Origin of the sequence: Plantactinospora sp. B6F1 (genome assembly GCF_040120695.1) — a bacterium.
In the GTDB taxonomy this organism is placed as follows: Bacteria; Actinomycetota; Actinomycetes; order Mycobacteriales; family Micromonosporaceae; genus Plantactinospora.
Genome location: NZ_JBEEAC010000005.1, coordinates 132857 through 156048, shown reverse-complemented (window position 1 = coordinate 156048; position 23192 = coordinate 132857). Strand labels below are relative to the sequence as shown.

The following is a 23192-nucleotide window of genomic DNA, read 5'->3' as shown; positions in this document are numbered from 1 at the left end:
AGACCCAAGGTCGCAGGTCAGGGCGGCAACCCTCCACGGGCTTCGCACGCCGGCTCAGGTCACGACGCGGACGCCGGGCCAGCGTTCGGTCGGGCGGTGGCGGGCGAGTCGCTGCCGGGAGATCTCCGGGCTGACCCTGCTCGGGTTGCGCCGCCACACCCCGTCGAGCAGATCGTCGAGACCGTACGGCGCACACACCTCGATCTGGCCGTCCGCGTCGAGGCGGATGGCCACGGCGGTGGCGTACTCCGGCCAGGTGGCAACGGCATCGGCGATGGTCCGCAACGGGGGCATCGGGCCGCCGCCGAACTTCGCCGGGTACCAGGTGTGCACGGCGGCCTGGTTCTTCGCCTCCCACGGCGGTTCCGGCCAGGCCGCCACCAGCCGCTCGGTGGCCCGGTCGTCGTTGTCGCGGCTCAGGTCCGCCGGGTCGAGGAAGACGACGTCGACGTCCCGCACCGATGACGGGTCGAAGCGGTCGCCGTACCGCTCGCTCCAGACCACGTCGCGGATGGCGCCCGCGCCGATCCAGGCGTCCGGCAGGCCGGAGTCCCGAACGACGCCCAGCGCCCGGACCAGCCACCGGCTGCGCCGGACCAGGTCCCCCAGTTCGTCTTCCCGCATCGGTTCCCCTGGTTGCCGCTGTTGGGATTCCTGGTCAGTCGAACAACCGACCCACGAGGGCACCCTGGCCGGACTGCAGGACGTGCGCGGCCCGTAACGGTATCCAGAAGCACTCGAACCGGGTGGGCTCCCGCTCGCCGTCGTGGTCTTCCCGGCTCGCCCACCGCTCGGGCGTCGTCCCCTGCAGCGCCAACTCGAAGACGTGACGACGCTGGATCTCGAAACGCAGCGGGCTGATGTCGTACTCGATCTCCCCCAGCTTGCGCACGACGGTGAACCCTGTCAGTCCGGTCTCCTCGCGGGCCTCACGTAGCGCCGCGTCCGCCGGATCCTCACCCGGGCGGACGCTGCCACCCGGCACCTGGATGCCCACCTCCTCCCAGCTGAAGTCGGTGTGTCGGAAAACGAGTACCTGTCCCTCCCGCACCACATAGCAGAGAACCTTGGTCGTCACCACCTTCTCGGGCATGGTGCCTTCCTCCACTCGTCCCTGGTGCGTCTGACCTCGACCTGGCCGGTGCGAACAGCCCGAAGACGGCGTGCTGGGCCGCTTGGGCGAGGGCGGCCTGGGTGGTTGGCGAGCAGGCCGAGTCTGTCCCAGTGGAAGATCACGTGCAATGCGATTACCGTGCGGAGACCACGGGTGAGGCTGTCCGGCCCGTACTGGGCCTGTGCGCGCCCCGCGCGCGCCTCGCCGCCCTTCGATACCGGCTGAGTAGGGTGGGTGGCTGTTCGCGTCCGGCGGAAGGAAAGACGATGACCGCGCAGCCATCCCGGCCCACGTTCGGCCTGGACGACTTCGGGCTGGACGACCGGATGCGACTGTTCGGTTACGTCACGGCGGAGAACCGGTTCGCCTACCTGTGGGTGCTGCGGGCCTTCGATTCGGCGCGGTCCAGCTACCACGTCCTGCTGCACACCTCCGACGTGGCCGCGGCGCTGGCGGCGCTGCACGAGGCGAACGCCGACTGCCCCGATCCGGCCCGGTTGGAGCTGCCGCGGCTGCTCGATGCCCTGGTGGACTGGGGGGTGCTCGACCGGGGGCAGGACGGTTCGCGGGCCACGACGTTGGCGGAGTACCGCAACCGGCACTCGGTGTACCAGTTCACCGAGGCCGGGTACCGGGCTCACCGGGCGGTGGAGTCGGTGTTGTCCGCGAGCATGGACGACTCGACGCTGTCCCGGCTGGTCTTCGCCGACCTCCTGGCGGACCTGAACGCACTCGCGTCGGCCAACGAGGCCGGGGACGCGGAGGAGGTGTACCGCAAGTTCAACCGGCTGGACCGGGCGTTGGCCGACATCGCCGAACGCGCCGCCCGCTTCTACCACATGCTGGGTGACCTGGGCCGGACCAACGACGTACGGCCGGAGGCATTCCTCGCCCACAAGGACGCGCTCCTGGCTCACCTGCGGGACTTCCACGACGAGTTGCAGCGCTACACGCCGCGGCTGCGCGCGGCGGTGCACGAGGTGGAGGCGACCGGTCTGGAGCGGCTGATCGAGGCGGCCGCCGAGGCCGACGAGCGGCTGTTCCACACCCCGGTGCAGCGGCTGGACGACTGGCGGCGACGCTGGACGGGGCTACGGTCCTGGCTGGCGCCGCCGGGTCCGGAGCAGCTCAGCGAGGCGGACCGGTTGTCGGACGCCACCATCGCCGCGATCGGTGATGTCCTCGCCCTGTTGCGCCGGGTCACCGAGGCCCGCCGTGGCGGGGTGAGCCGGGAGTCGCAACTGCGACACCTGGCCGCATGGTTCACCCGCACCGGCACCCAGGAGGCCGCGCACGCCCTCTTCGACGTCGTGTTCGGCCTCGGCTCTCCCCGCCACGTCGGGGTGGCGCACGCGGATCCGGAGGCGATCGCGAGCCGGCTGTCATGGTGGGAGGCGCCCGCGGTGGAGCTGTCCCGCACCCTGGTAGCCACCGGTCGGGCACCCGGGCAGGGTCGGGGGCGGCCGGCCCGGCTGGACCGGGTCGACGACCGCCGGCACCGGCTGCGCGGCGACCAGCTCGCCCGGGAGCGCCGGTTGGCCGACGCGGCGACCACGCTGGCCGCCGACGGGGTCGACGATCACCGGTTGAGCGGGGCGCAGACCCAGGTCCTGCTGCGCCTGCTCGACATCGCGCTGGCCGCCCGGGTCGGTGGCGCGACCAGGGCACCGCTGGCGGCCGCCGCGCACGGCGTGCGGCTGACCCTGACCCCGACACCGGGACGGTTCACCACGGTGCGCACCGCCGAGGGCCGGCTGCATCTGGACGGGTACGCGCTGACGGTCACCGCCGCCCAGCACACCGCGGTCCGCCGTCCCGAGTTGGTGCCGGCGTGACCGCGGAATCGGGCACCCTGCGGCCGGCGGCGCACCGGTTCGCCGTCGATGTCCCGGACCTGGAGTTGGCGGACTACCAGCGGGCGGTCCGGCTGGTGCTGCGCCACCCGCTGATCACGGCGACCTGGCCCGACGAGCGGGCGCTGCCCCGGGTACGGCGGTTCGCGGCCAACCTGCGCCGGGATCTCGCCGAGGCGTTCGGGTACCGGCTGGAGCTGCACGGTGGGACGGCCCGGCTGGTGCGGGTGAAGGACCAGCTTGACGGCACCCAGCCGGCGGTGTCCCGGACCGGGCGGCCATTCGACCGGCAGCGGTACGCGTACCTGGCGTTGTGTCTGGCGGTGCTGGGTCGCGCCGGCATCCAGATCACCCTCAGCGAGCTGGCCGACTCCGTGGCCGGCGACGCGAACCGGATCACCGGCCTGGGGCTGGACCCGGACCACGGCCCGGACCGGCGGGCGTTCGTGGACGCCGTCGGCTGGCTGGAGGAGCGGGGCGTGCTCCGACTGGCCGACGGCTCCAGCGCCGCCTGGGCCAGTGACCCCGGGGCCGGTGAGGCGTTGTACGACGTCGCCCGGGACGTGGTGTTCGCACTGTTCCGGCCGCCCCGGGTGGTGCAGCACGTCGAGTCGGTGTCGGCGCTGCTCGGCCGGGCGATGACCAGCAGCGGCAACGCCGAACGCCGGCAGGCGGCCCAGGCGGCCCGACGGGCGGTGGTGGAGTTGCCGGTCGTCTACCACGCCGACGTGGACCCGGTGGTCGCCAACCATCTGCGCGGCTCGGCGCTCGCCACCGACGTGGCCCGGTTGACCGGTCTGCGGGTGGAGCGGCAGGCCGAAGGGGTGCTGCTGGTGGACACCGCCGGGTTCACCGGGGAACGGTTCCCGGGCACCGGCTCGGTGGCCCAGGCCGCGGTGCTGCTCGCGGTGGAGATGGCCGACCGTGTGGTGGACCCGGACGGTCGCCGGGTCAAGCGGCTCGACCCGCCGGACGGAAACGACCGGCAGCAGGCACTGGTGGGTCAGATCGACGCCGGCGTGCCCAGCGCCACCCTGGTACGCCTCGACGACACCGGCCCGGCCGAGCCGTGCACCATCGAGGACGGGGGCGATCGTGACGAGAGAGATGCCGCCGGCCGGTTGCCGTTCGTCACCGACAGTTTCCTGCGTACCGCCGTCGGCGAGATCCTTGCGCGGTACGGGACCGCGTTCGGGGCCCAGTGGCACGCCGACCCGGATCGACTACGTGCCGAGGCGGTGGCGCTGTTGGAACGGTTCGGCGCGGTTACCACCGTGCCGGGCGGGGTGCTCGTCCGGCCGCTGGTGGGCCGCTACCGCCACACCGTCGCCGCGGTCAAGCCCCGCGCGACGACCGAGACCCTGTTCTGAGGACATTGATTCGTGATCGAGCAAACTGCCGCCCGCCGGTTCGCCCCCACCCGGGCCGGGATCATCAACCTGTGGGACTACCGGGACGAGGAGTTCCTGTTCGTTGACGGATGGTTGGTGCTGCGCGGCCCGAACGGCTCCGGCAAGACCAAGGCGCTGGAGGTGCTGTTCCCGTTCGTGCTCGACGGGCGGATCGAGCCTCGCCGGCTGAACCCGTTCGCCAGCGAGGACCGGACGATGAAGTCGAACCTGCTCTACCGGGGGCAGGAGGTGACGCATGCGTACGTGTGGATGGAGTTCGGCGACGGCGAGTCCTACGTGACCGTCGGCATCGGGTTGCGGGCGCACCGCCACGTCGACCGGGTGACCCGCTGGCACTTCGTGGTCGACGGCCGGATCGGGGTGGACTTCTCCCTGCTGGACGCCGACGACCGGCCGCTGAACCGCCGTGACCTGATCGACCGGTTGGGTGCCGACGCGGTGCGCGACTCGGCGGAGGAGTACCGGCACCTCGTCGATGCCCGGCTGTTCGGCCTCGGTCCGGCCCGCTACGAACAGCTGCTGGACCTGGTGCTGACCCTGCGCAAGCCGCAGTTGGCCAAGGATCTCAACCCGGTCGAGCTGTCCCGCACCCTGCAGCGCGGGCTGCGGCCGGTCGAGGACCACCTGCTGGTGGAGGCCGCCCGCTCGTTCGACGACATGGAGGCGGTCGCACGTACCCTCGAAGGGCTGGTGGCGGCGGACGCCGCGACGGTCGCATTCCTGGCGGTCTACTCGACCTACCTGCGCACCCACGCCCGGGCGGCCGCCGACGCCCTGACCGCCCGCCGCGACGCGGTCGCCGGCCGGTCCGCGGCGCTGGGCGACGCGCGCCGCACGGCCGACGCGGCGGCCGAGTCGGAGTTCGAGGCGGACACCCGGCTGCGGGCCGTCGAGGGTGAACCCGGCCGGCTCCGCGCCCACCTGGACAGTTTGAAAGCCTCGGCGGCATACCAGTCCCACGAGCAGCTCGCCGACCTGGAACGGCACGTGCACGACCTGGCCGAGACGGCCGAGCGGGCCGACGACGCCGTCGCCGCCGAGGAGACCACGGTGGCCCGCCGGCGTACCGAATGGGAACGGGCGACGGTCGCGGCCCGGGACGCACGGGCCGCGGCCGACCGGCTCGCCGCCGAACTTGCGCTCGACGCCGAGGCAGCCGGGATCACCTGGAGCGCCGACGACGCCGCGCCGGACGACCTGGCGGCCCGGATCACCGCCCGCGCCGCCGGGCGCCGCGACGACGTGCGCGCCCTCCGCGCGCAGGTGGCGCGGCACGGCCAGGCCGAGCGGGACCACTCCCGGGCCGCCACCGAGGCCACCGCCGCGGCGGACGCCGCCGCGGACGCCGAGCAGGCCGAGCGGCACGCCGAGGACGCCGTGGCGCAGGCCCGCACGCGGCTGCGGGAGCAGATCGGGCAGTGGGCGCGGGCCAACGCCGGTCTGCTGACCGACGTCGGGCGTCCCGACCTGGCGACCCCGCTGGCCGCCGCCGTCGACGCGGCCGGCGAGCCGGGCGCGCAGACCCCCCGGGAGGTGTACGCGGAAGCGACCGCCGCCGCCGTGACCCAGCGACGGGACCGGCTCGCGGCGCTCGCGGCGAACCGCTCCGCGCTGGCCGACCGACGGGCCGAGGTGACCGCCGAACGGGACCGGATCGCCGCCGAACGCGACGACGCGCCACCGGTCCCGATGACTCGACCGGCACCGCGCACCGGCCGACCCGGCGCGCCACTGTGGCGGCTGGTCCGCTTCACCGACGGGGTGACCGGCGCGGACGCGGCGGCCATCGAGGCGGCGCTGCACGCCGCCGGGCTGCTGGACGCCTGGCTGCACCCGGACCCCGAGACCGCGGCGACCGCGCTGGCCGGCGACGACCTGGACGGCTACCTGCTGCCGCTCCCGCCGCACCGGCGGCCGACCGGCGTCACCCTCGCCGACATGCTGATCGCCGAGGAACAGGACGACGTGCCCGCCGGGCGGATCACCGAGGTGCTCGCCTCGGTGGCGCTGGTGGAGGTGGCCGCCGCGTCGAACGCCGAGATGGTGACCATCGGGGTCGACGGCCGGTATGCCCAGGGCGTCAACGTCGGCCGGTTCGCCAAGGCCTCCTGCGAGTACATCGGCGCGACCGCGCGGGCAGCCCGCCGCGCCGCCCGGGTCGCCGAGTGCGACCGGCAACTGGCCAGCATCGACGCCGACCTCGGCACGGTGGACCGCGAACGTGAGTCCGTCGAGGCGCTGCTGGCGGCCGTGGACACGGCCGCCACGCAACTGCCCGCGCCCGCGCCGGTGCACACTGCGCTGCGCGAGCTGGACCGGGCGGCCGCGACGCTGCGCGCCCGGCAGGAGACCAGCGCGGCCGCCGCCGCCCGGCTCGACCAGACCCTCGCCGAGCTGGCCGCCGCGGCGACCGCCCTCCGAGGGACGGCGGCGGAACGGTCGCTGCCGGTCGACCGCGTCGACGACACCGCCGAGGCGGTGGACCGCTTCGAGAAGCGCGGCGTACGCCTGGAGAGCGCCCGGCCGGCCGCCGCGCGCGCCGCCGAGCAGGAGGACCAGGCGGGGCAGCGACACGACGAGGCGGTCGACCGGTTCACCGCCGCACAGGCCGCCGCCCGCGCCGCCCGTTCCCGGCACCGGGAGAAGGCGGAGGCGTACCGGACGCTGCGCGACAGCGTCGGTGCCGACGCGGAACGCGTGCTGGCCGACGTGGCCCGGACCGCCGACGCGATCACCGAGGCGGAGCAGTCCGTCGAGCGGGCCCGCGCCCAGCTCGCTGCCGCACGGGAGCGCCGGGTCGCCGCGCTGACCCGGGTGGAGCTGGGCGAGCAGGCCGTGACCGCAGCCGTCACCGAGGCGCAGCACGACGCCCAGCGACTACGCCCGTACGCCCAGCCGGACCTGCTGGGCCTGCTGCGCTGCCCCACCGACCTGCGCTGGCCGGCGCGGGCCCCGGACGACGAGCTGGATCCGCAGGTGGCCGCGCTGCACGAGGCGATCCTCGCCGCCACCCGGGAGTTGAGCCCCACCGAGACGTCGCTCAAGCAGAGCGCCACCCGGCTGACCACCGCGTTGACCGAGTTGCAGGCGCAGCTGCCGGCCGCCGGTCTCGACCACCGACCGGAGTGGGACACCGACGACGGGGTGATCGTGGTCCGGGTGGCCGACGAACAGGGGCTGACCCCGGTCGCCCACTTCGCGGACCGGATCGCTCGGGAACGCCGCGACCAGGAGCAACTGCTCACCGATTCCGAGCAGCGGGTGTTGGAGGACGCCCTGCTCGGTCAGCTCGCCCGGCAGATCCACCACCGCACCATCGAGGCCCGCGACCTGGTGGCGGCGATGGACAGCCAGATGCGGGCCCGCCGGATGTCCTCCGGGCTCACCGTCGGCGTCGGCTGGCGGCTCGCCGACGACCTCGACGCCGACCAACGCGACGTCTGCAAACTGCTCGAACGCGATCCGGCCCGGCTCGGGCCAGCCCAGCTCACCACCATGCGCCGGCACTTCGCCGCCCGGATCAAGACGGCGCGGGCGGCTGCGCCCGAGCGGCCGTACCGGGAGTTGCTCGGCGACGTGCTCGACTACCGGCAATGGCGAACGTTCGCGTTCACCCTGCACCGGCCCGGTGGCGGCACCGAGGCGTTGACCCGGGCCCGGCACAGCCAACTCTCCGGCGGTGAGCAGTCGGTCTCCCTACACCTGCCGCTCTTCGCCGCCGCCAACGCGCTGTTCGGCTCGGCCCGGCCGGACGCGCCCCGACTGCTCGGCCTCGACGAGGCGTTCGCCGGCGTGGACGACACCGGCCGAGGTGAGTTGATGGCGCTGGCGAAGCAGTTCGACCTGGACCTGTTCATGACCGGCTACGACCTCTGGGCCACCCACCCGGCGGTCAGCGGCGCCGCACACTACGACCTGTCCCACTCCGCCGTGGACCACGCGGTCTCCACCGTGCTGCTGGTCTGGGACGGCTCGACCAACGTCGCCGACTTCGACGGAACGCTGGCCCGCGCGCTCGGCTCGCCGGAGACCCGCCGCGCCCCGGGCAGTCGCGGTGCACCCGACCGGGCCGGCGTCCTGCTCGACCTCGTGGACGAATGACCGGCGGGCAAGCGCCGGACCGGCCCGGCCGCGAGATGTCGCCCGCGCGGCCGGACCAGCCGGGCGATCTCCGTAGATCGACGGACCTGATCGAGCATCCCGGCTGGCGGCGGTTGCTGAGGGCCGCCCGGCGCAGCCTGGAACGCACCGGCGGCCGGCTCGACGGCGCCGTGACGCTGACCGCCCCCACCGACGACGAGCGTTTCGTGGTCATCGGCATCACCGGCACCCACCGCTCCGCCGCGGCGGCCCGCCTCAGCGTCCGACTGGCCGAGGTGGACGGGCACCTGCGGGCGGCACACGGCGTCGGCCTGGCCGACGTACTCACCGCGGCGGCCCCGATGCGCAACCGGCCAGCCGAACTGAAACGCGAGGCCGTGGGCCGGGACGCCGTCCTCGCGATCGCCCAGGACGGCCGACACGCCGGCACCGCCTGGTACGCGGAATGGCTCGACGGCCTGCGCCGCGACGGCACCCTCACCCGCGTCGTCCGAACCGGACTGCCGTTCGAGAACGTCATCCGGGTACTGGACGCGCTGCCCGCTGCCGACGAACCGATGCCCGTCTTCGCCGATCGGATGCTGGACGACACGAAGGCCCTCGCCGAAGGACCTCTGCGTGGGCTCGTTCTCCGTGCCCTCGCCGCCTGGCAGCAGACGACGCTACCGGTCGACGGCGAACGGGAGCGGGCATTGTGGGAGTCGGTCGGGCTGGTCCCGGACGACCTCGCCAGCCAGGTGCTGGTGCTCAACGTGCCGGCCACCGGCGGCCCGGTCGGGCGCTGGCTGACCGAGGCCGCCCGGGCGGGTGTGCCGATCCGGGTCACCCTGCACCAACTGCGTCTGGCACCGCTGAGGGTGGCCTGCGACGAGATCCACGTCTGTGAGAACCCCGCGGTGCTCCGCGCGGCCACCGCCGCGCTCGGGGCACAGGCACCACCGCTGATCTGCACCGAAGGGGTGCCGTCGGTCGCCCTCCACACACTGCTGCGCGCCGCCCGGGGGGCGGTGATCCGGTGGCGCAACGACTTCGACTGGACCGGCGTACGACTGACGGCGGCGGCTCTCCAGCGGTATCCGAACGCGGTCCCGTGGCGGATGACCGCCGCCGACTACCTGCCGGCGGCCGGCACCGGCACGGCCCTGCTCGGGACGCCGGTAGCGACCCCGTGGGACGAGTCGCTGGGCGAATCCATGCGGCGGACCGGCCGGGCGGTGATGGAGGAACGCCTGCTCGACCGGCTCATCGCCGACCTGCGTACGGCCGCGGCCAGGTGAGGGTGCGGTGCCGCGGGGGGCAAGCCCCGCAAGCGCCACGATCAGTCCTCCGTCCTGAACGCGTCGACGCCGGTCAGCTCGGCCGACAGCGCCCAGAGCCGCGCTGCCCCGTCCGGGTCCGTCTCGTGGTCGACCACCGCACAGTCCTCGCAGTACCGGCCGCCGGTGCCGGCGAGCCCGGGAGAGGTGGCCGCCCACACCTGGGTCGCCGCCCCCTGCTCCGGCGTCTTGAACTCGCTGTCGATCAAGTTGCCGTCCGCGTCCACCCATCCGGCGTCGACCATCTCCGCCCGGCTGAGGTGCCGCTGTAGCGGGGTGAGGATGTGACCGGGGTGCACCGAGAACGCCCGTACCCCCACCTCCCGGCCGAGGGTGTCGAGCCGGTCGGCGAACAGCACGTTCGCCCGCTTCGACTGGGCGTACGCCTGCCACTTGTCGTACCCGGAGGTGAAGTGCGGATCGGACCAACGAATTGCCGACGGGTGCTGGGCGCGGGAGGTGAGCACCACGACCCGGGCTCCCCCGCTCTGCCCGATCGCCGGCCACAGCAGATTGACCAGCGCGTAGTGCCCGAGGTGGTTGACGCCGAACTGCGCCTCCCAGCCCGGGCCGACCCGGGTCTGCGGGCAGGCCATGATGCCGGCGTTGGTCATCATGATGTCGATGTTCCTGCCCGAGGCCAGGAACCGGTCGGCGAAGGCCCGTACGCTGTCCAGGTCGGCCAGGTCGAGTTCGTCCACCTCCACCCCGTCGATCCCGGTCAGCGCGGCGCGGGCCGCCGCCGGCCGCCGGGCGGGTACCACCACCCGGGCACCGGCCCGGGCGAGCGCCGCCGTCGCCTCCCGGCCGAGTCCGGAGGAGCCGCCGGTGACGAGCGCGAGCCTGCCGGCGAGGTCGATCCCCCGCAACACCTCGTCGGCGGTGCTCCGCGCGCCGAACTCGACCGTCTCCCCGGCCCCGACCCCGATCCGGTCGGTTCCCCGGGCGTCGGATCCGGTATCAGAACTGTCTGCTGTCAGTGCCATACGGGCGAAGCTATGTGCTAGACCGTGCTCTAGGTCAACACGCGTATGCTCCGGCCATGCTCGACACTCCAGTGGATTTCAGCATCGGGCAGGTGGCCGAACGCACCGGCCTGAGCGTGCACACCCTCCGGCTGTACGAGCGGGAAGGGCTGCTGACCGGCCGGCTACGCCGCGACAGCGCCGGGCGACGCGTCTACACCGAGTGGGACGTGCAGTGGCTCCACAACTGTACGAAGTTCCGGGCCTCCGGAATGCCGCTGGCCACGATCCGCCGGCTCGCCGAACTTGTCGGCGAGGGTCGGGGCAACGAAGCCGAACGCCTCGAACTACTCCGGGCACACCGGCAGCGGGTACAGGACCGGATCGCCGAGCTCCAGGACTGCCTCGACCTGATCGACAACAAGGTCACGGCGTACGAGGCGGCGGTCCGGCAGGGCACCGCCGACCGGCTCTGGGGCACCCCGTCGACCGGACCCGGCACCGGTGGACGTCGATGACCGGGCCGACCCGGCGCGACCGGCCGACTCCGGCAACGGGACTCAGCCGGCGGCTCCGCCGGGGGTGACCAGCCCCGTCTCGTACGCCAGCATCACCAACTGGGCGCGGTCCCGGACGCCGAGTTTGGTGATGATCCGGCTGACGTGGGTCTTCGCGGTCAGCGGGCTCATTCGCAGCAGGCGGCCGATGTCGGCATTGCTGCGCCCGCCGGCCACCAGTGCCAGCACCTCGCGCTCCCGGTCGGTCAGCCCGGCCAGCCGTTCCGTCGAGCCCCGCGGCGGCACCGGTCGCCGGCCGAACTCCTCGATCACCCGCCGGGTCACGCCCGGGCTGAGCAGGGCATCGCCGGCCGCGACGACCCGGACCGCGTGACACAGGTCCTCCCGGCTGGCGGTCTTGGCCAGGAAACCGGACGCCCCGGCCCGCAAGGCCGTGAAGATGTACTCGTCGATCTCGTACGTCGTGAGCACGATGACCCGTACCCCGGCGGTGGCCGGATCCGTGGTGATCCGCTCGGTGGTCGCCAGGCCGTCCAGCCCTGGCATGCGGATGTCCAGCAGTGCGACGTCGGGTCGGACCCGCCGGACCTGTCGCAGCGCGTCCGTGCCGTCGGCCGCCTCCGCCACCACCTCGATGTCGCCGTCCAGCCCGAGCAGGCCACGTAGCCCGGCCCGGACGAGCGGCTGGTCGTCGGCGAGCAGCACCCGGATCGTCATCGCACGGTCCCGCCCACGGCAGTGATCGCCCGAGGTAGCCAGGCTCGGACGGCGTACCCGCCCCCGGGCAGCGGGCCGGCGTGCAACGTCCCGCCCAGCCCGGTCGCCCGTTCCCGCATCCCGGTCAGCCCGTGCCCGTCGGCGGCCGCCCCGGAACCACCACCTGCCCCGGAACCACCACCCGCGCCGTCGTCGCGAACGTCGAGGACGACGCCGTCGGCGGCGTACCGGAGCATCAGCGTGACCGATCGGGCGTTGGCGTGCCGAATCACATTGGTGATCGACTCCTGGGCGATCCGGTACAGGGTCAAGCCGACGGTGGGCGGCAGCGGCCGGGGCTCGCCCTCGCGGTCGAACGCCGTCGTCAGGCCGGCCTCGGCCGCCCGGTCGAGCAGCGTGCCGAGGTGCGTCTCGTCCGGCGGGGACCGTGGTTCCGGCGTGGTTGCGGCATCTGGCTCGCGCAGCAGGTGTATCGCTCGACGCAGCTCGTCGATTGCCTCCAGGTTGACTCCTCGGGCGCTGTCCAGCAGTTCCTGTGCGGCGTCGGGGTCCCGCGCGACGAGTTCCCGCGCCAGGTTGAGCTGGATTCCGACCACCGCGACGGTGTGCGCGGTGACGTCGTGCAGCTCGCGGGCGATCCTGATCCGTTCGGCGAGGACCAGCCGGGCCCCCTCCCGGGCCTGCTCCGCCTGCTCGGCGGCGAGCCGGGCGTCGGCCTCCCGGGCGTACAGCTCGGCGGTGCGGAACGCGGTGCCGGCCACCAGGGCCAGGGCCAGCATCGCGGCCTCTCGGAGCGCCCCGTCGAGGATCCGGAGCGGTTCGATCCCGGCGTTCAATACCCAACCGGTGGAGACCAGCAGGGTGGAGACGCCGACCGCCGCCCCGATCAGCGACTGGCCCGCCCGGGCGACCGTGTAGAGCGGGACCAGCAACGGCCAGATCGGCGAGATGCCGGGAAAGCCGGTCAGGTTGTAGCCCATGATGGCGACCAGCGACAGCACCAGTATCAGTACCGGGTAGCGGCGCCGGAACAGCAGCAGGGCCCCGGTCACGACCCCGAGCACGGCCGCGGCGATCGTGGAGTGCCGCCCCGACGGCTCGGCGGCCACCTCGGTCGCCACCGTCATGGCGGTGGCGCTGGCCAACGCGAGCAGCACGTCGAGCCGGCGCATCGGACCTCACTTCCCGTGCCCCGGATGTGCGCCGGCGAGGTCGGCCGGCACCCGGGGTTCGTCCCGGGCCGAGACGGTAAGGAATTGTCCCATCATGCCGGCGTCCTCGTGGGCGAGCAGGTGGCAGTGGAACATGTACGGCGCCCGTACGTCCGAGTGCGCCAGGAACCGTACGGCGAGCCGGACCCGGCCGCCCGGCGGTACGTACACGGTGTCCTTCTCCCCCACCAGGTACGGTGCCGGCGGCCGGCCGTCGACATCGAGCAGGTGGAACGCCGCGCCGTGCACGTGGAAGTTGTGCGGGATCCCACCGGTGTTGGCGATCTCCCAGGTTTCCACCGAGCCGGCCCGGACGACCCGGTCGATCCGGGTCAGGTCCATCACCCGCCCGTCGAACCGGAAGTCCCCCATCGTCATCCGGTACGGCTCGGCCCGGGTCGGCGCGGGCGACGGCGGCGCGGCGGTCAGCCGGGGCGGCAGCGCGGGCGACGGCCGCAGCGCCGGCACCGCGACGATCTTCAGCAGGTCGAAGGTGTCGGCACCGCCGACCATTCGCCGGATCAGCCAATTCCCGCCCATCGGCGCCGGGAATCCGCGCAGCAGCACCTGCTCACCGGGCCGGAACCGGACGACGATCTCGGCGCGTTCGCCCGGCGAGAGCATCAGCCGGCGCAGCGGCAGCGGCGCATCCCGCATTCCCGTGTCGGTGGCCACCAGCGAAAATTCCCGGTCGTCGGCGAACCCGACGGCGAAGATCCGGGCGTTGGCGCCGTTGACCAGCCGGAACCGGACCAGCTCGGCGTCGACCTCCAGGTACGGGTCGTAGCCGCCGTTGACCAGGATCCGGTCGCCGAGCAGGCCGGTGATGGAGAACCCGCCGAACTTCAGGCCGGACTCGTCGAGCGTGCCGTCGTCGTGCAGTTTCCGGTCCTGAAGGATCAGCGGGATGTCGTCGACGCCGTACCGGCGGGGCAGCGGCAGCGCGTCGGTTTCGTCGTCGTCGACCAGGAACAGGCCGGCGACACCCCGGTAGACGTGCGCCGCGGTGCGCTGGTGCAGGTGCGGGTGGTACCAGAGGGTCGCGGCCCGCTGCTCGATGGTCCAGTACGGCTGCCAGGTCCGGCCGGGACCGATCGGCTGGTGCGGACCGCCGTCCATCACCGCCGGCAGCTGCATGCCGTGCCAGTGCACCGAGGTGGTCTCGGGCAGGTTGTTGGTGACGTCGACCGCCACCCGGTCACCGCGCCGGGCCCGTAGCGTCGGCCCGAGGATCGGTCCGTTGGCACCCCAGGTGGCGGTGCTGGTGCCGGGGAGCAGTTCGGTGTGGCCCTCGGCGAGGGTGAGCCGGAACCGTTTGCGTCCGTCGGCGTCGACGGTCGGCGGCAGCAGCGGCGGGATCGGCAGCCGGTTGCGGAACGACAGCGTGCCGACATTGCTCCGTCCGGACTGCGCCCAGAGGTAGCCGCCGAATCCGGCGGCCGGGACGACGAGCAGGCCGGTGCCCGCGCCGAGCCAGCCGAGCACCTTGCGCCGGGTGCTCACCGCCGGCGCCGCGGCCGCAGGCTCCAGGCGACGAGTGCGACGCCGATGACGATCACCCACCAACCGAGCAGCGCCTCGGGCATCGGTACCAGACCGGGATCGTCGAGCCAGACGTGCGGCGGGACGAAGAACCAGCCGAGGTTGAAGGCGAGCCCGACCAGTGCCACGACCAGCCCGACCCAGCGCAGACGACGTTCAGCCATGCCCCTGACGCTAGGTAGCGGAGCTGCTCTCGCACGTCTGCCGATCGGAGTCGAATCCCGTACTCCACCGGGTGTACGACCCCGACCCAGCACCCGGGGGCCGGGGTGCGGCAGGGCCCCCGGGTGCTGGGGGCCCTGCCGCACCGGGTCAGCCGGTGGGAAGCTGGTCGACCCAGGTCTGCCAGGCCCGCTCCGCCGGAGCCTGGTCCACGTCCGCGTCGAAGAGGTGGTGGCCGAGGACCAGCACGCTGCCCCGGTCGGTGCCGGAGTGCAGGAACCGGTAGAGCGCGTCGTCGGTGCGTACCCCGAGGTAGGTGGGCAGGCCTGCGAGGTCGACGACGCCCTCGACCGGCGGCAGGCCGTCGAGGGCGAGCCGGGCCGGCGCGCCCTCGGTGATCGGGCCGGAGATGCCGAACGCCCGGGCCACGCCCGCCCAGACCTGGTCCGGCTCGCCGGCGCCGGGTCGGAACGCGGCGACGGGGGTGCCGTGCCGGCCGGGGAAGTGCCGCACGTACGCGGCCAGGGTGCCCAGGTACATGTCCCAGCCGACCTGCATCGCCTCGTACTCCGCCTCCCAGTTGTCGCCGAGCACGCCGCTCTGCACCAGGTGCAGTACGGTGCTGCCCTGGTCACGCCCCTCGATCAGGTATTCGAGCGCCATGAATGTGCCGTCCGGCCCGGGTGCGGTGCCGTACGCGAATCGCTTTCCGGGCTCCCAGGCGGTCACCGTCGACTCCTCGGTCTGCCCGCCCATGGTGAACGTGTTCCGTCCGCCCTCGCGCGGGTCCACCTCGGTGTGCCCCATGAACCAGGAGTCGATGCCGGGGCCGGTGGCGATCGCCGCCCAGACCTGCTCCGGCGTTCCCACCAGCTCGATTTCCTTGCGCAGTTCGAATGCGTGTCCCACGGTAGAACTCTCCATTTCGCTGACGTACGGAACAGGCCGGTCCCGCCGGCCCTGTGCATGGTGTTGCGGCGGTGCGGGGTGTCTGTGCGGCGAGCGCCGCGGCTAGCCGGTCGCGCCCGTGCTCTCCTGCTCCGGGACGTGCGGGTGCAGCGCGACCACGACGCGATGCGGACGGCCGCCGGACGTGGACTCGTCGTGGTACCGGCCGACCAGGGCGCTGACCGTCCCCGCCAGCTCCTCGGCGAACGCGGCCCGGTCGGTCGCCGAGGCGAACCGCACCTGCGCGTCGATCGCGAACGTCGCGACCCGCTTGTTGGCCCGGTCCGCGCCGGTGATCAGCGCACCCACGTCCTGGACGAGCCGGGCCGCGACCGCCAGCAGCCACCGGGCCGAGAGCCGGTCCGGGGACTGGCCGGGGTTGGGTCGCACGGCGGAGAGCGCCACCGGGGAGATCACGTACGACGCCGCGGTGGCCCGCATCACCCGCTCGGTGACGTTGCCCTTGCGGCGCTCCTCGACCAGCTCGATCAACCCGTGCTGTTCGAGTGCCCGGAGATGGTAGTTGACCTTCTGCCGGGCCAGGCCGACCCGGCCGGCGAGCATGGTGGCGGACGCCGGCTCAGCCAGCTCGGCCAGCAGCCGGGCCCGGATCGGATCGAGCGAGGCCTCGGCCGCCGCCGGATCCTCGATCACTGCGATGTCGAACATGGGACAAGCCTGTCACCGACAAGTCTTCTTGTCAAGGAAAGCTGAGCTGTCGGTAGGCGGGCGGAGGAGCCGGTCCGGAGAATCTTGGCAGCGGGCTGTCGTTCCGGGCCGCCCCCGTTCGTCGTCATGCTGTGCAGCAGCCCGCTGTGCGACGCTCCGGAGGGAGCCGGCGAGACCCGCACCCCCGGGCGAACGAACACGGAGGAGATTGGCGTGAAGTACCTGTTCCTGCTCTACGGCGACCCGACCCGGGACCCGACCGACCCGGAGGCGATCCAGGCGGAGATCGACGCGTACTGGGCGTACGACAAGCTGCTCGCCGACGCGGGAGCCCTGCTCGACGGGCAGGCGTTGCAGGGCACCGAGACCGCCACGACGGTGCAGGCCGGCGGGGACGACGGGCACACCGTCACCGACGGGCCGTTCGCGGAGACCCGCGAGATCCTCGGCGGCTACTACCTGGTCGACCTGCCGGACCTGGACGCCGCGATCGGCTGGGCCGCCCGCTGCCCCGCCGCGCTGCGTGGCAAGGTCGAGATCCGACCGATCATGGAGTTCGAGCAGCCGTGAGCGGGGAGCAACAGCCGTGAGCAGGGGAGCATAGCCATGACCGGCGGCGGGCAGCCGACCGTTGACACCGTGGAACGGGTGTTCCGGGAGGAGCACGGCCGGCTGCTCGCCAGCCTGGTCCGGCGGCTCGCGGAGGTCGCCGCCGAGGCTCCCGGGGACCGCGGTCCGGAGGCCGCCGGCGACCTCGGAGGATGACCGGAGGCATCCCGGCGGCGATGCGCCGGGGCGCTTCGCCGGGAGCAGAACCGGCAGCCGGGGCGGTCCCGATAAGTTTCGGCGCTCGGCACTTCGGTCGACTCCGCACGACCCTGTTCGGGCGGATGCTCTTGACCAGTAGTTAGACCGGGATCGGGCGGATCTCGGGAGATGGCCGCAAACTATCCATATCCTTACCCCCATCGATACGATAACGCATGGGGCGATTGAAGTTTCGGAATCTTTTCGTTAGTCTCCTAAGATCGAGTTCTGTCGATACAGCGTAAGGTTGAGTGCGCCCTGAACGGAGTCCCACGCCCACGAGACGGGCAACCGCCCTGCTGGCGCCGAGTGCCGTGGCCATCGCTCGGACCACGGCACGAGTCAGCACGCCGACCTCCGCGCCGGGCTCGCCGAGGTCGTCCGGGCCCGGGCCACCGGCCACCCATCCCGCGCGACACCGTCCGTCGAGCCGGCACCGCAGCGGACGGACGCATCGACGACACACCCACACCATCCCTTCGCGGACCCGAGAGGCAACAGACCATGAGCGACAAGACCGTCCCCGACCCCAGACGTCTGATGGCGAGACCCGGCCCGCGCGCCGCCCTGGTCTCGCTCGCCGTCGGCGTCCTCGCCGCCGGTGCGGCCCTCACCTTCGCCGGCTCCGCCAGCGCCGCGACGACGCTCGGCGCGTCGGCGGCAGAGCGGGGCGGCCGCTACTTCGGCGCGGCCGTGGCGGCGAACAAGCTCAGCGACAGCACCTACACAACGGTGCTGAACCGCGAGTTCAACAGCGTCACCGCCGAGAACGAGATGAAGATCGACGCGACCGAGCCGCAGCAGAACAACTTCACCTTCGGCAACGCCGACCGGATCGTCAACCACGCCCTGAGCCGGGGCTGGAAGGTCCGGGGCCACACCCTGGCCTGGCACTCACAGCAGCCGGAGTGGATGCGGAACATGTCCGGCAGCTCCCTGCGGCAGGCCATGCTCAACCACGTCACCCGGGTGGCCAGCTACTACGCCGGCAAGATCGACTCCTGGGACGTGGTGAACGAGGCGTTCGACGACGGTAACAGCGGTGCCCGCCGCGACTCGAACCTGCAGCGCACCGGCAACGACTGGATCGAGGCCGCGTTCCGGGCCGCCGACGCGGCGGACCCGAACGCGAAGCTCTGCTACAACGACTACAACACCGACAACTGGACCTGGGCCAAGACCCAGGCGGTGTACCGGATGGTGCAGGACTTCAAGCAGCGCGGCGTACCGATCGACTGCGTCGGCTTCCAGTCGCACTTCAACAGCGGCTCGCCGTACAACAGCAACTACCGCACCACGCTCTCCAGCTTCGCCGCGCTCGGCGTCGACGTCCAGATCACCGAGCTGGACATCGAGGGCTCCGGCACCACCCAGGCCAACACCTACCGCAACGTGGTCAACGACTGCCTCGCCGTCTCCCGCTGCAACGGCATCACCGTCTGGGGCGTACGGGACTGCGACTCGTGGCGTAGCGGTGGCACCCCGCTGCTGTTCGACTGCAACGGCAACAAGAAGCCGGCGTACGACGCGACGCTCAGCGCGCTGAACAACGGCGTTACCCCGACCAACCCGCCGACGACCCCGCCGACCAGCAACCCGACGAACCCGCCCACGACCCCGCCCACGACCCCGCCGACGCAGGGGCCGGGCGGCTGTTCCGCGACGGTGTCGCTGAACTCCTGGAACGGTGGCTTCGTGGCAACGGTACGGGTGACCGCCGGCTCCTCGGGTACCAACGGCTGGTCAGTGGGGATGACCCTGCCATCCGGCGCCACCGTCACCAACGCCTGGAATGCGAACCGCAGTGGCAACAGCGGCGCGGTCACATTCACCAACGTGAGTTACAACGGCCGGATAGCCGCCGGCCAGTCGACCGAATTCGGCTTCCAGGGGACCGGCAGCGGCGCGGGGATGGCACCCACCTGTAGCGCCAGCTGACCCACCCACCAGCACACCACCGGTGCGGAGGACCACCACTGTGGTCCTCCGCACCGTCGTCTCCGCCAGCCCACCGCCGAGCCCAGCCCCACCACCGGTCAGAGTCGACGCGGTGGGGTCGCCGCCACCTCCCGACGGTGGTCGGCGACGAACTCGGCCACGATCCGCTGGGCGTAGGCCGACCGGTCCGGGTCGGCGGCCGAGAAGTCCTTCGGTGCGGGCACCCGCATGGCCATCCCCCAGCCCCGGCCTCGCGCCCAGGTGGCGTCGTCGACCGATAGCGCGGCCCGGAACACGGCACGGCTGCGCTCCGGCAGCAGCGTCCAGGCGACCATCAGGTCACAGGCCGGATCACCCACACCCAGGCAACCGAAGTCGATGACGGCACGGAGCCGGCCGTCGACGGCCAGCAGGTTTCCGGACGCGAGATCTCCGTGGATCCAGACGCCCCGACCGTCCCAGGCCGGTACCGCCGCCAGGGCCGCCTCCCAGACCGCTGTCAGGGCGTCGGTGTCGACCAGACCGGTCAGGGCCGCGACCCGGGACCGGACCACGTCGTCCGCCGCTACCGACGGCCGGCTGTCCCCGAGGGGTACGCCCCGATACGCGTTGCTGGCCTCCGGCGCCGGACCGTCGGTCGGGTCGATCCGACGTAGCGCGATGATGAACTCCGCCACGTCCCGTGCCAACCGGTCCGGATCGGCGCCGCCCCCGCGGGGCGGGTTCTCGCCGTCCAGCCAGGGATAGACCGACCAGCGGAACGGATAGCCCTCGGCCGGCTGCCCAAGCGCGAGCGGAACGGGGACGGTCAACGGCAGATGCGGGGCCAGTCGGGGCAGCCAGCGCTGCTCCCGGTCGACCTGCGGAGCCCACCTGGCGAAGCGGGGCAGGCGGACCACCTTGTCGTCGCCGAGCCGGTACATCGCGTTGTCGGTCCCCCAGATCCGGGTCCGACGGATGGGCAGTTCCGCCCACCGCGGAAACTGGGCCGCGAGCAGGCGTCGGACGAGAGCCTCGTCGGTGCGCACGTGGCCGGGCCAGGACTCGACTGTGGACAATCGGATCTCCTTCGGCACCGGCGACGACTGACGGTGGCCGTCGCCACTCGCAGGATAGGCGCCGCCGGATGACCGGCCCAGCTCTTTCCGGCTCCGCGGGAGGCACGGTCTGCTCCGAGGTGCCGACGAGGTGCGTCCGGGGCTCCGCCGGCCGGCATCCGGACGACCGTGACCCGCCGAGCCGGGGACCGGGTGAAATGATCGCAGGATGCCGATCGACCAACACCTTCTGCTGGCGTTCACCCTCACCACGATCGTCGCCATGGTCACGCCCGGGCCGGACATGCTGTTCGTGCTCGGCTGCGGGATGCGCGGCGGCTCCCGCGCCGGCCTGCTCGCCACGGCCGGGGTGGCGACGAGCGAAGCCGTCCACGTGGCCGTGGCGGCGGCGGGACTGGCCGCCCTCTTCGCGGCGGCGCCGACCGCGTTCGCGGTGGTCCGGATCGTCGGCGCCGTCTACCTGGTCTATCTCGGTGTGCAGCTGATCCGGCGCCGCCGGGACAACCGGGCCGAGCTGTCGACCGAGGCCGGTGGGATGTCGGGCCGGAAGGCGTACCTGAGCGGGCTGCTGACGAACCTGCTCAACCCGAAGATGGTCACCTTCACGATCGCGTTCCTGCCACAGTTCATCAACCCGGGGCTCGGGCAGGTCTGGCTTCAGTTCGCCATCCTCGGCGCCATCCTGATCGGGCTGGAGTTCCTGGTCGACGGTGCCGTCGGAGTGTTCGCCGGGCGGATCGGCGGCTGGCTACGCCGACGGGCCGCCGCACGGCGCCGGATCGACGCGGCGACCGGTGGCATCTTCATCGGCCTCGGGGTGCGCCTCGCTGTCGAGCGGTGAACCTCGGCGTCGAGTGGTGAAGCTCGGCTGCCGGACGGGAGCACCGGCCTACAGCGGGCTGACCACCGGGTGAAGATGATTCTCCAGCATCTGCTCCGGTGGCTTCGGGTTTCCCGGCTCTCCCCCGGGGTAGCAGCGATGCTGCGTACACCTCGGCGGCGTCTCGCCGGCAGGGAAGGGAGCCAGGGTGATCCATCCACACCGGCGGCACGGAACCTCGGCGGCGGCGACCCGGGGCGCCACCCGGGGCGTGCTCGCCGCGATGGCGATGTCCGGCTTCCGACAGGTGACCAACGGCCTCGGGCTGGTCCGGCGTACCCCGCCGGAGGATGTGCTGCGGCAGACCGCACCCGGCCTGTTCCGCCGGGTACCGATGGACCGCAGGCAGGCCGTGATCGAGCTGGTCCACTGGGCGTACGGTGCCGGCGGCGGGATGCTCTTCGGTCTGCTGCCCCGGTCGCTGCGCCGGCGGGGCTGGACCGGCCCGGCGTACGGCTTCGCCTTCTGGGCGGTCTTCGAGGCGGGCATCGCGCCGCTGCTCGGCATCGCCGAGCGCCCGCAGCACGATGCCCGGGAACGGGTGGCGCTCCTCGCCGACCACCTGCTGTACGGCGTCGTGGTGGCCGTCTCACCCTGGCCGCACGCCGACTGACGGGGATCCACCCCGCCCCCGATTCAACTCCGCGCGCCGCGCCGCGCGCGGCGGCGCCGCCGGACCAGCCACCCGGCCGCCAGGCAGAGCACCACCAGCGCGGCGAGGCCGGCGCCGGCCTCGCCCAGGTGGTTCTCGAGCCGCCGCCAGGAGGCGCCGGCCAGATAGCCGACCATCACCACGGTGGTCGCCCAGGCCGCGCCACCGAGGGCGTTGTAGAGCAGGAACCGGCGGTACGGCATCCGGTTCATCCCGGCCAGCGCCGGCACCAGGGTACGGAGTACCCCGACCCACCGCCCCAGCAGCACCGCCAACGGTCCGTGCCGGGCGACGAACCCCTCGGCCCGGTTCCAGCGTTCCTCGCCGACCCAGCGTCCGGGACGGCTGCGCCGCAGCGGCGGTCCGCTCCAGCGACCGATCTCGTATCCGACGCTGTCCCCGGCGATGGCGGCGACGGTGGAGACCACGACCATCGCCGACAGGCTCACCCGGCCGGTGGCGGCGAGCGCTCCACCCAGCAGCAGCGCGGTTTCCCCGGGCAGGAACAGCCCGACGAAGGCGGCGGACTCGCCGAAGGCGAGCGCGCCGACCACCAGCAGCGCAGCCCAGCCGGAGAGTGCGGTGAGGATGTCGATGACGCGGTCCACCCGGGCCGCCTGTCAACCGGCACCGGCAGCCGACCGGGCGGCGGAGCCACCCGGGTGGCTGCCCGGCAGACAGCCGAGGACGCCGCACCGCACCGCACCACCGGGCCGGCGAGCGGGCGTTCCGGCCGAGGCGAACCCCACCCGGCCATCGTGCCCGAGCGGATGAACCGAAACGCCAGAAATGCCGTTACTGGTGCCGGGACTGGCCGGCCGCCCCGTCCCGGTGTCCGGTGGCCCGGAGCACCGCGCGGGCGAACCGGCTGACCTGTAGTGCGGCGAGTTCCGCGGGGTCGAACCAGCCGACCTCGCCGACCTCGTCGCCGTCTGGACGCGGGATGCCGGCGACGATCTCGGCCCGGTAGACCGCGGTGACGTACGCGGCCCGGTCACCGTGCGGATAGGTCACCTCGAACTCCGGCCCGCCCAGTACGTCGAGCAGCCGGGTCAGCCGCACCTCGACACCGATCTCCTCCCGGGCCTCCCGTACGGCGGCCTCGGCCGGGGACTCGCCGGGCTCGACGGCACCGCCCACCAGGCCCCACCCGTCGGTGTGCCCCCGGTGGCGTACCAGCAACAGGCGGCCGACCGGGTCGACGGGCAGCACCGAGGCGCTGGGCAGGAGTAGCAGTTCGGCGGGCCCGACGGCGGCACGCAGCCGGGCGACGTGCGGCGGGATCGGCATGTACGCCACGGTAGGCGGAGCGGCGTGTCAGCCGCCCCC

General features: G+C 73.0%; 22 protein-coding genes. 10 read left to right on the top strand and 12 right to left on the bottom strand.

The features are described 5' to 3' along the window. Window positions 1-54: 54 nt before the first annotated feature. Both ABNF97_RS09995 and ABNF97_RS09990 read right to left on the bottom strand, forming a co-directional pair. The gene (locus tag ABNF97_RS09995) at window positions 55-624 is read right to left on the bottom strand and encodes a nucleotidyltransferase family protein (RefSeq protein WP_349338346.1); all 570 of its coding nucleotides are present in this window, start codon (window positions 622-624) and stop codon (window positions 55-57) included. 34 nt (window positions 625-658) lie between these two features. After that, complete coding sequence (locus tag ABNF97_RS09990; protein ID WP_502930471.1) at window positions 659-1093, bottom strand: NUDIX hydrolase; 435 nt, start codon at window positions 1091-1093, stop codon at window positions 659-661. Between the two features lie 287 nt (window positions 1094-1380). On the opposite strand from ABNF97_RS09990, the gene ABNF97_RS09980 reads away from it, so the two are divergent. Genes ABNF97_RS09980 through ABNF97_RS09965 form a run of 4 tightly spaced genes read left to right on the top strand, consistent with a single transcriptional unit; the run spans window position 1381 to window position 9757 of the window. After that, the gene (locus ABNF97_RS09980) at window positions 1381-2949 is read left to right on the top strand and encodes a TIGR02677 family protein (RefSeq protein WP_349338345.1); all 1569 of its coding nucleotides are present in this window, start codon (window positions 1381-1383) and stop codon (window positions 2947-2949) included. Then, window positions 2946-4337, top strand: a complete 1392-nt coding sequence (locus tag ABNF97_RS09975) for a TIGR02678 family protein (RefSeq protein ID WP_349338344.1) — start codon at window positions 2946-2948, stop codon at window positions 4335-4337. The genes ABNF97_RS09980 and ABNF97_RS09975 overlap by 4 nt, the downstream gene beginning before the upstream one ends. 12 nt (window positions 4338-4349) lie before the next feature. Then, window positions 4350-8480 carry a TIGR02680 family protein gene (locus ABNF97_RS09970; RefSeq protein ID WP_349338343.1) on the top strand — a complete coding sequence of 1377 codons (4131 nt, stop codon included), beginning with the start codon at window positions 4350-4352 and terminating at the stop codon, window positions 8478-8480. Next, a complete protein-coding gene (locus tag ABNF97_RS09965; RefSeq protein ID WP_349338342.1) occupies window positions 8477-9757 on the top strand; it encodes a TIGR02679 family protein in 1281 nt (426 codons plus the stop codon). The genes ABNF97_RS09970 and ABNF97_RS09965 overlap by 4 nt, the downstream gene beginning before the upstream one ends. Before the next feature lie 41 nt (window positions 9758-9798). Here the strand turns inward: ABNF97_RS09965 and ABNF97_RS09960 are convergent, their stop codons facing one another. Beyond that, window positions 9799-10782, bottom strand: a complete 984-nt coding sequence (locus tag ABNF97_RS09960; RefSeq protein WP_349338341.1) for an oxidoreductase — start codon at window positions 10780-10782, stop codon at window positions 9799-9801. Window positions 10783-10838: 56 nt separating this feature from the next. Here ABNF97_RS09960 and ABNF97_RS09955 point away from each other — a divergent pair, with 56 nt between their 5' ends. Continuing rightward, entirely contained in the window at window positions 10839-11279 is a 441-nt protein-coding gene (locus ABNF97_RS09955; protein WP_349338340.1) for a MerR family transcriptional regulator, read from the top strand. 42 nt (window positions 11280-11321) lie between these two features. Here the strand turns inward: ABNF97_RS09955 and ABNF97_RS09950 are convergent, their stop codons facing one another. The 6 genes from ABNF97_RS09950 to ABNF97_RS09925 all read right to left on the bottom strand — a co-directional run bounded on the left by ABNF97_RS09950 (window position 11322) and on the right by ABNF97_RS09925 (window position 16528). Then, on the bottom strand, window positions 11322-11996 hold the full coding sequence (locus tag ABNF97_RS09950) for a response regulator (RefSeq protein ID WP_349338339.1): 675 nt from the start codon (window positions 11994-11996) through the stop codon (window positions 11322-11324). Then, window positions 11993-13168, bottom strand: a complete 1176-nt coding sequence (locus tag ABNF97_RS09945; protein ID WP_349338338.1) for a sensor histidine kinase — start codon at window positions 13166-13168, stop codon at window positions 11993-11995. The genes ABNF97_RS09950 and ABNF97_RS09945 overlap by 4 nt, the downstream gene beginning before the upstream one ends. A 6-nt stretch (window positions 13169-13174) precedes the next feature. After that, the gene (locus ABNF97_RS09940) at window positions 13175-14710 is read right to left on the bottom strand and encodes a multicopper oxidase family protein (RefSeq protein ID WP_349338337.1); all 1536 of its coding nucleotides are present in this window, start codon (window positions 14708-14710) and stop codon (window positions 13175-13177) included. Continuing rightward, window positions 14707-14913 (bottom strand): hypothetical protein, encoded by a 207-nt coding sequence (locus ABNF97_RS09935; protein ID WP_349338336.1) that lies wholly within the window; start codon window positions 14911-14913, stop codon window positions 14707-14709. Before ABNF97_RS09935 ends, ABNF97_RS09940 begins: the two co-directional genes overlap by 4 nt. Before the next feature lie 148 nt (window positions 14914-15061). Further along, the gene (locus ABNF97_RS09930) at window positions 15062-15820 is read right to left on the bottom strand and encodes an SRPBCC family protein (RefSeq protein WP_349338335.1); all 759 of its coding nucleotides are present in this window, start codon (window positions 15818-15820) and stop codon (window positions 15062-15064) included. Between the two features lie 102 nt (window positions 15821-15922). Continuing rightward, window positions 15923-16528: an ArsR/SmtB family transcription factor gene (locus ABNF97_RS09925; protein WP_349338334.1), complete on the bottom strand. Its 606-nt coding sequence runs from the start codon at window positions 16526-16528 to the stop codon at window positions 15923-15925. A 213-nt stretch (window positions 16529-16741) separates the two neighbouring features. On the opposite strand from ABNF97_RS09925, the gene ABNF97_RS09920 reads away from it, so the two are divergent. The 3 genes from ABNF97_RS09920 (at window position 16742) to ABNF97_RS09910 (ending at window position 19273) form a co-directional block, all read left to right on the top strand. Next, window positions 16742-17098, top strand: a complete 357-nt coding sequence (locus tag ABNF97_RS09920; RefSeq protein WP_349338333.1) for a YciI family protein — start codon at window positions 16742-16744, stop codon at window positions 17096-17098. A gap of 36 nt (window positions 17099-17134) precedes the next feature. Continuing rightward, window positions 17135-17293, top strand: coding sequence for a hypothetical protein (locus ABNF97_RS09915; RefSeq protein ID WP_349338332.1), 159 nt, complete (start codon window positions 17135-17137; stop codon window positions 17291-17293). Between the two features lie 546 nt (window positions 17294-17839). After that, window positions 17840-19273, top strand: a complete 1434-nt coding sequence (locus ABNF97_RS09910; RefSeq protein ID WP_486484553.1) for a glycoside hydrolase family 10 protein — start codon at window positions 17840-17842, stop codon at window positions 19271-19273. Window positions 19274-19371: 98 nt separating this feature from the next. On the opposite strand, the gene ABNF97_RS09905 is transcribed toward ABNF97_RS09910, so the two are convergent. Then, entirely contained in the window at window positions 19372-20331 is a 960-nt protein-coding gene (locus ABNF97_RS09905; RefSeq protein ID WP_349338331.1) for an aminoglycoside phosphotransferase family protein, read from the bottom strand. 208 nt (window positions 20332-20539) lie between these two features. On the opposite strand from ABNF97_RS09905, the gene ABNF97_RS09900 reads away from it, so the two are divergent. Both ABNF97_RS09900 and ABNF97_RS09895 read left to right on the top strand, forming a co-directional pair. Continuing rightward, a complete protein-coding gene (locus tag ABNF97_RS09900) occupies window positions 20540-21172 on the top strand; it encodes a LysE family transporter (RefSeq protein WP_130461788.1) in 633 nt (210 codons plus the stop codon). A gap of 187 nt (window positions 21173-21359) precedes the next feature. After that, entirely contained in the window at window positions 21360-21824 is a 465-nt protein-coding gene (locus tag ABNF97_RS09895; protein WP_130461787.1) for a hypothetical protein, read from the top strand. A 23-nt stretch (window positions 21825-21847) separates the two neighbouring features. On the opposite strand, the gene ABNF97_RS09890 is transcribed toward ABNF97_RS09895, so the two are convergent. After that, entirely contained in the window at window positions 21848-22471 is a 624-nt protein-coding gene (locus ABNF97_RS09890; RefSeq protein WP_130461786.1) for a VTT domain-containing protein, read from the bottom strand. A gap of 187 nt (window positions 22472-22658) precedes the next feature. After that, window positions 22659-23153 (bottom strand): NUDIX domain-containing protein, encoded by a 495-nt coding sequence (locus ABNF97_RS09885; RefSeq protein WP_130461785.1) that lies wholly within the window; start codon window positions 23151-23153, stop codon window positions 22659-22661. Window positions 23154-23192 lie beyond the last annotated feature (39 nt).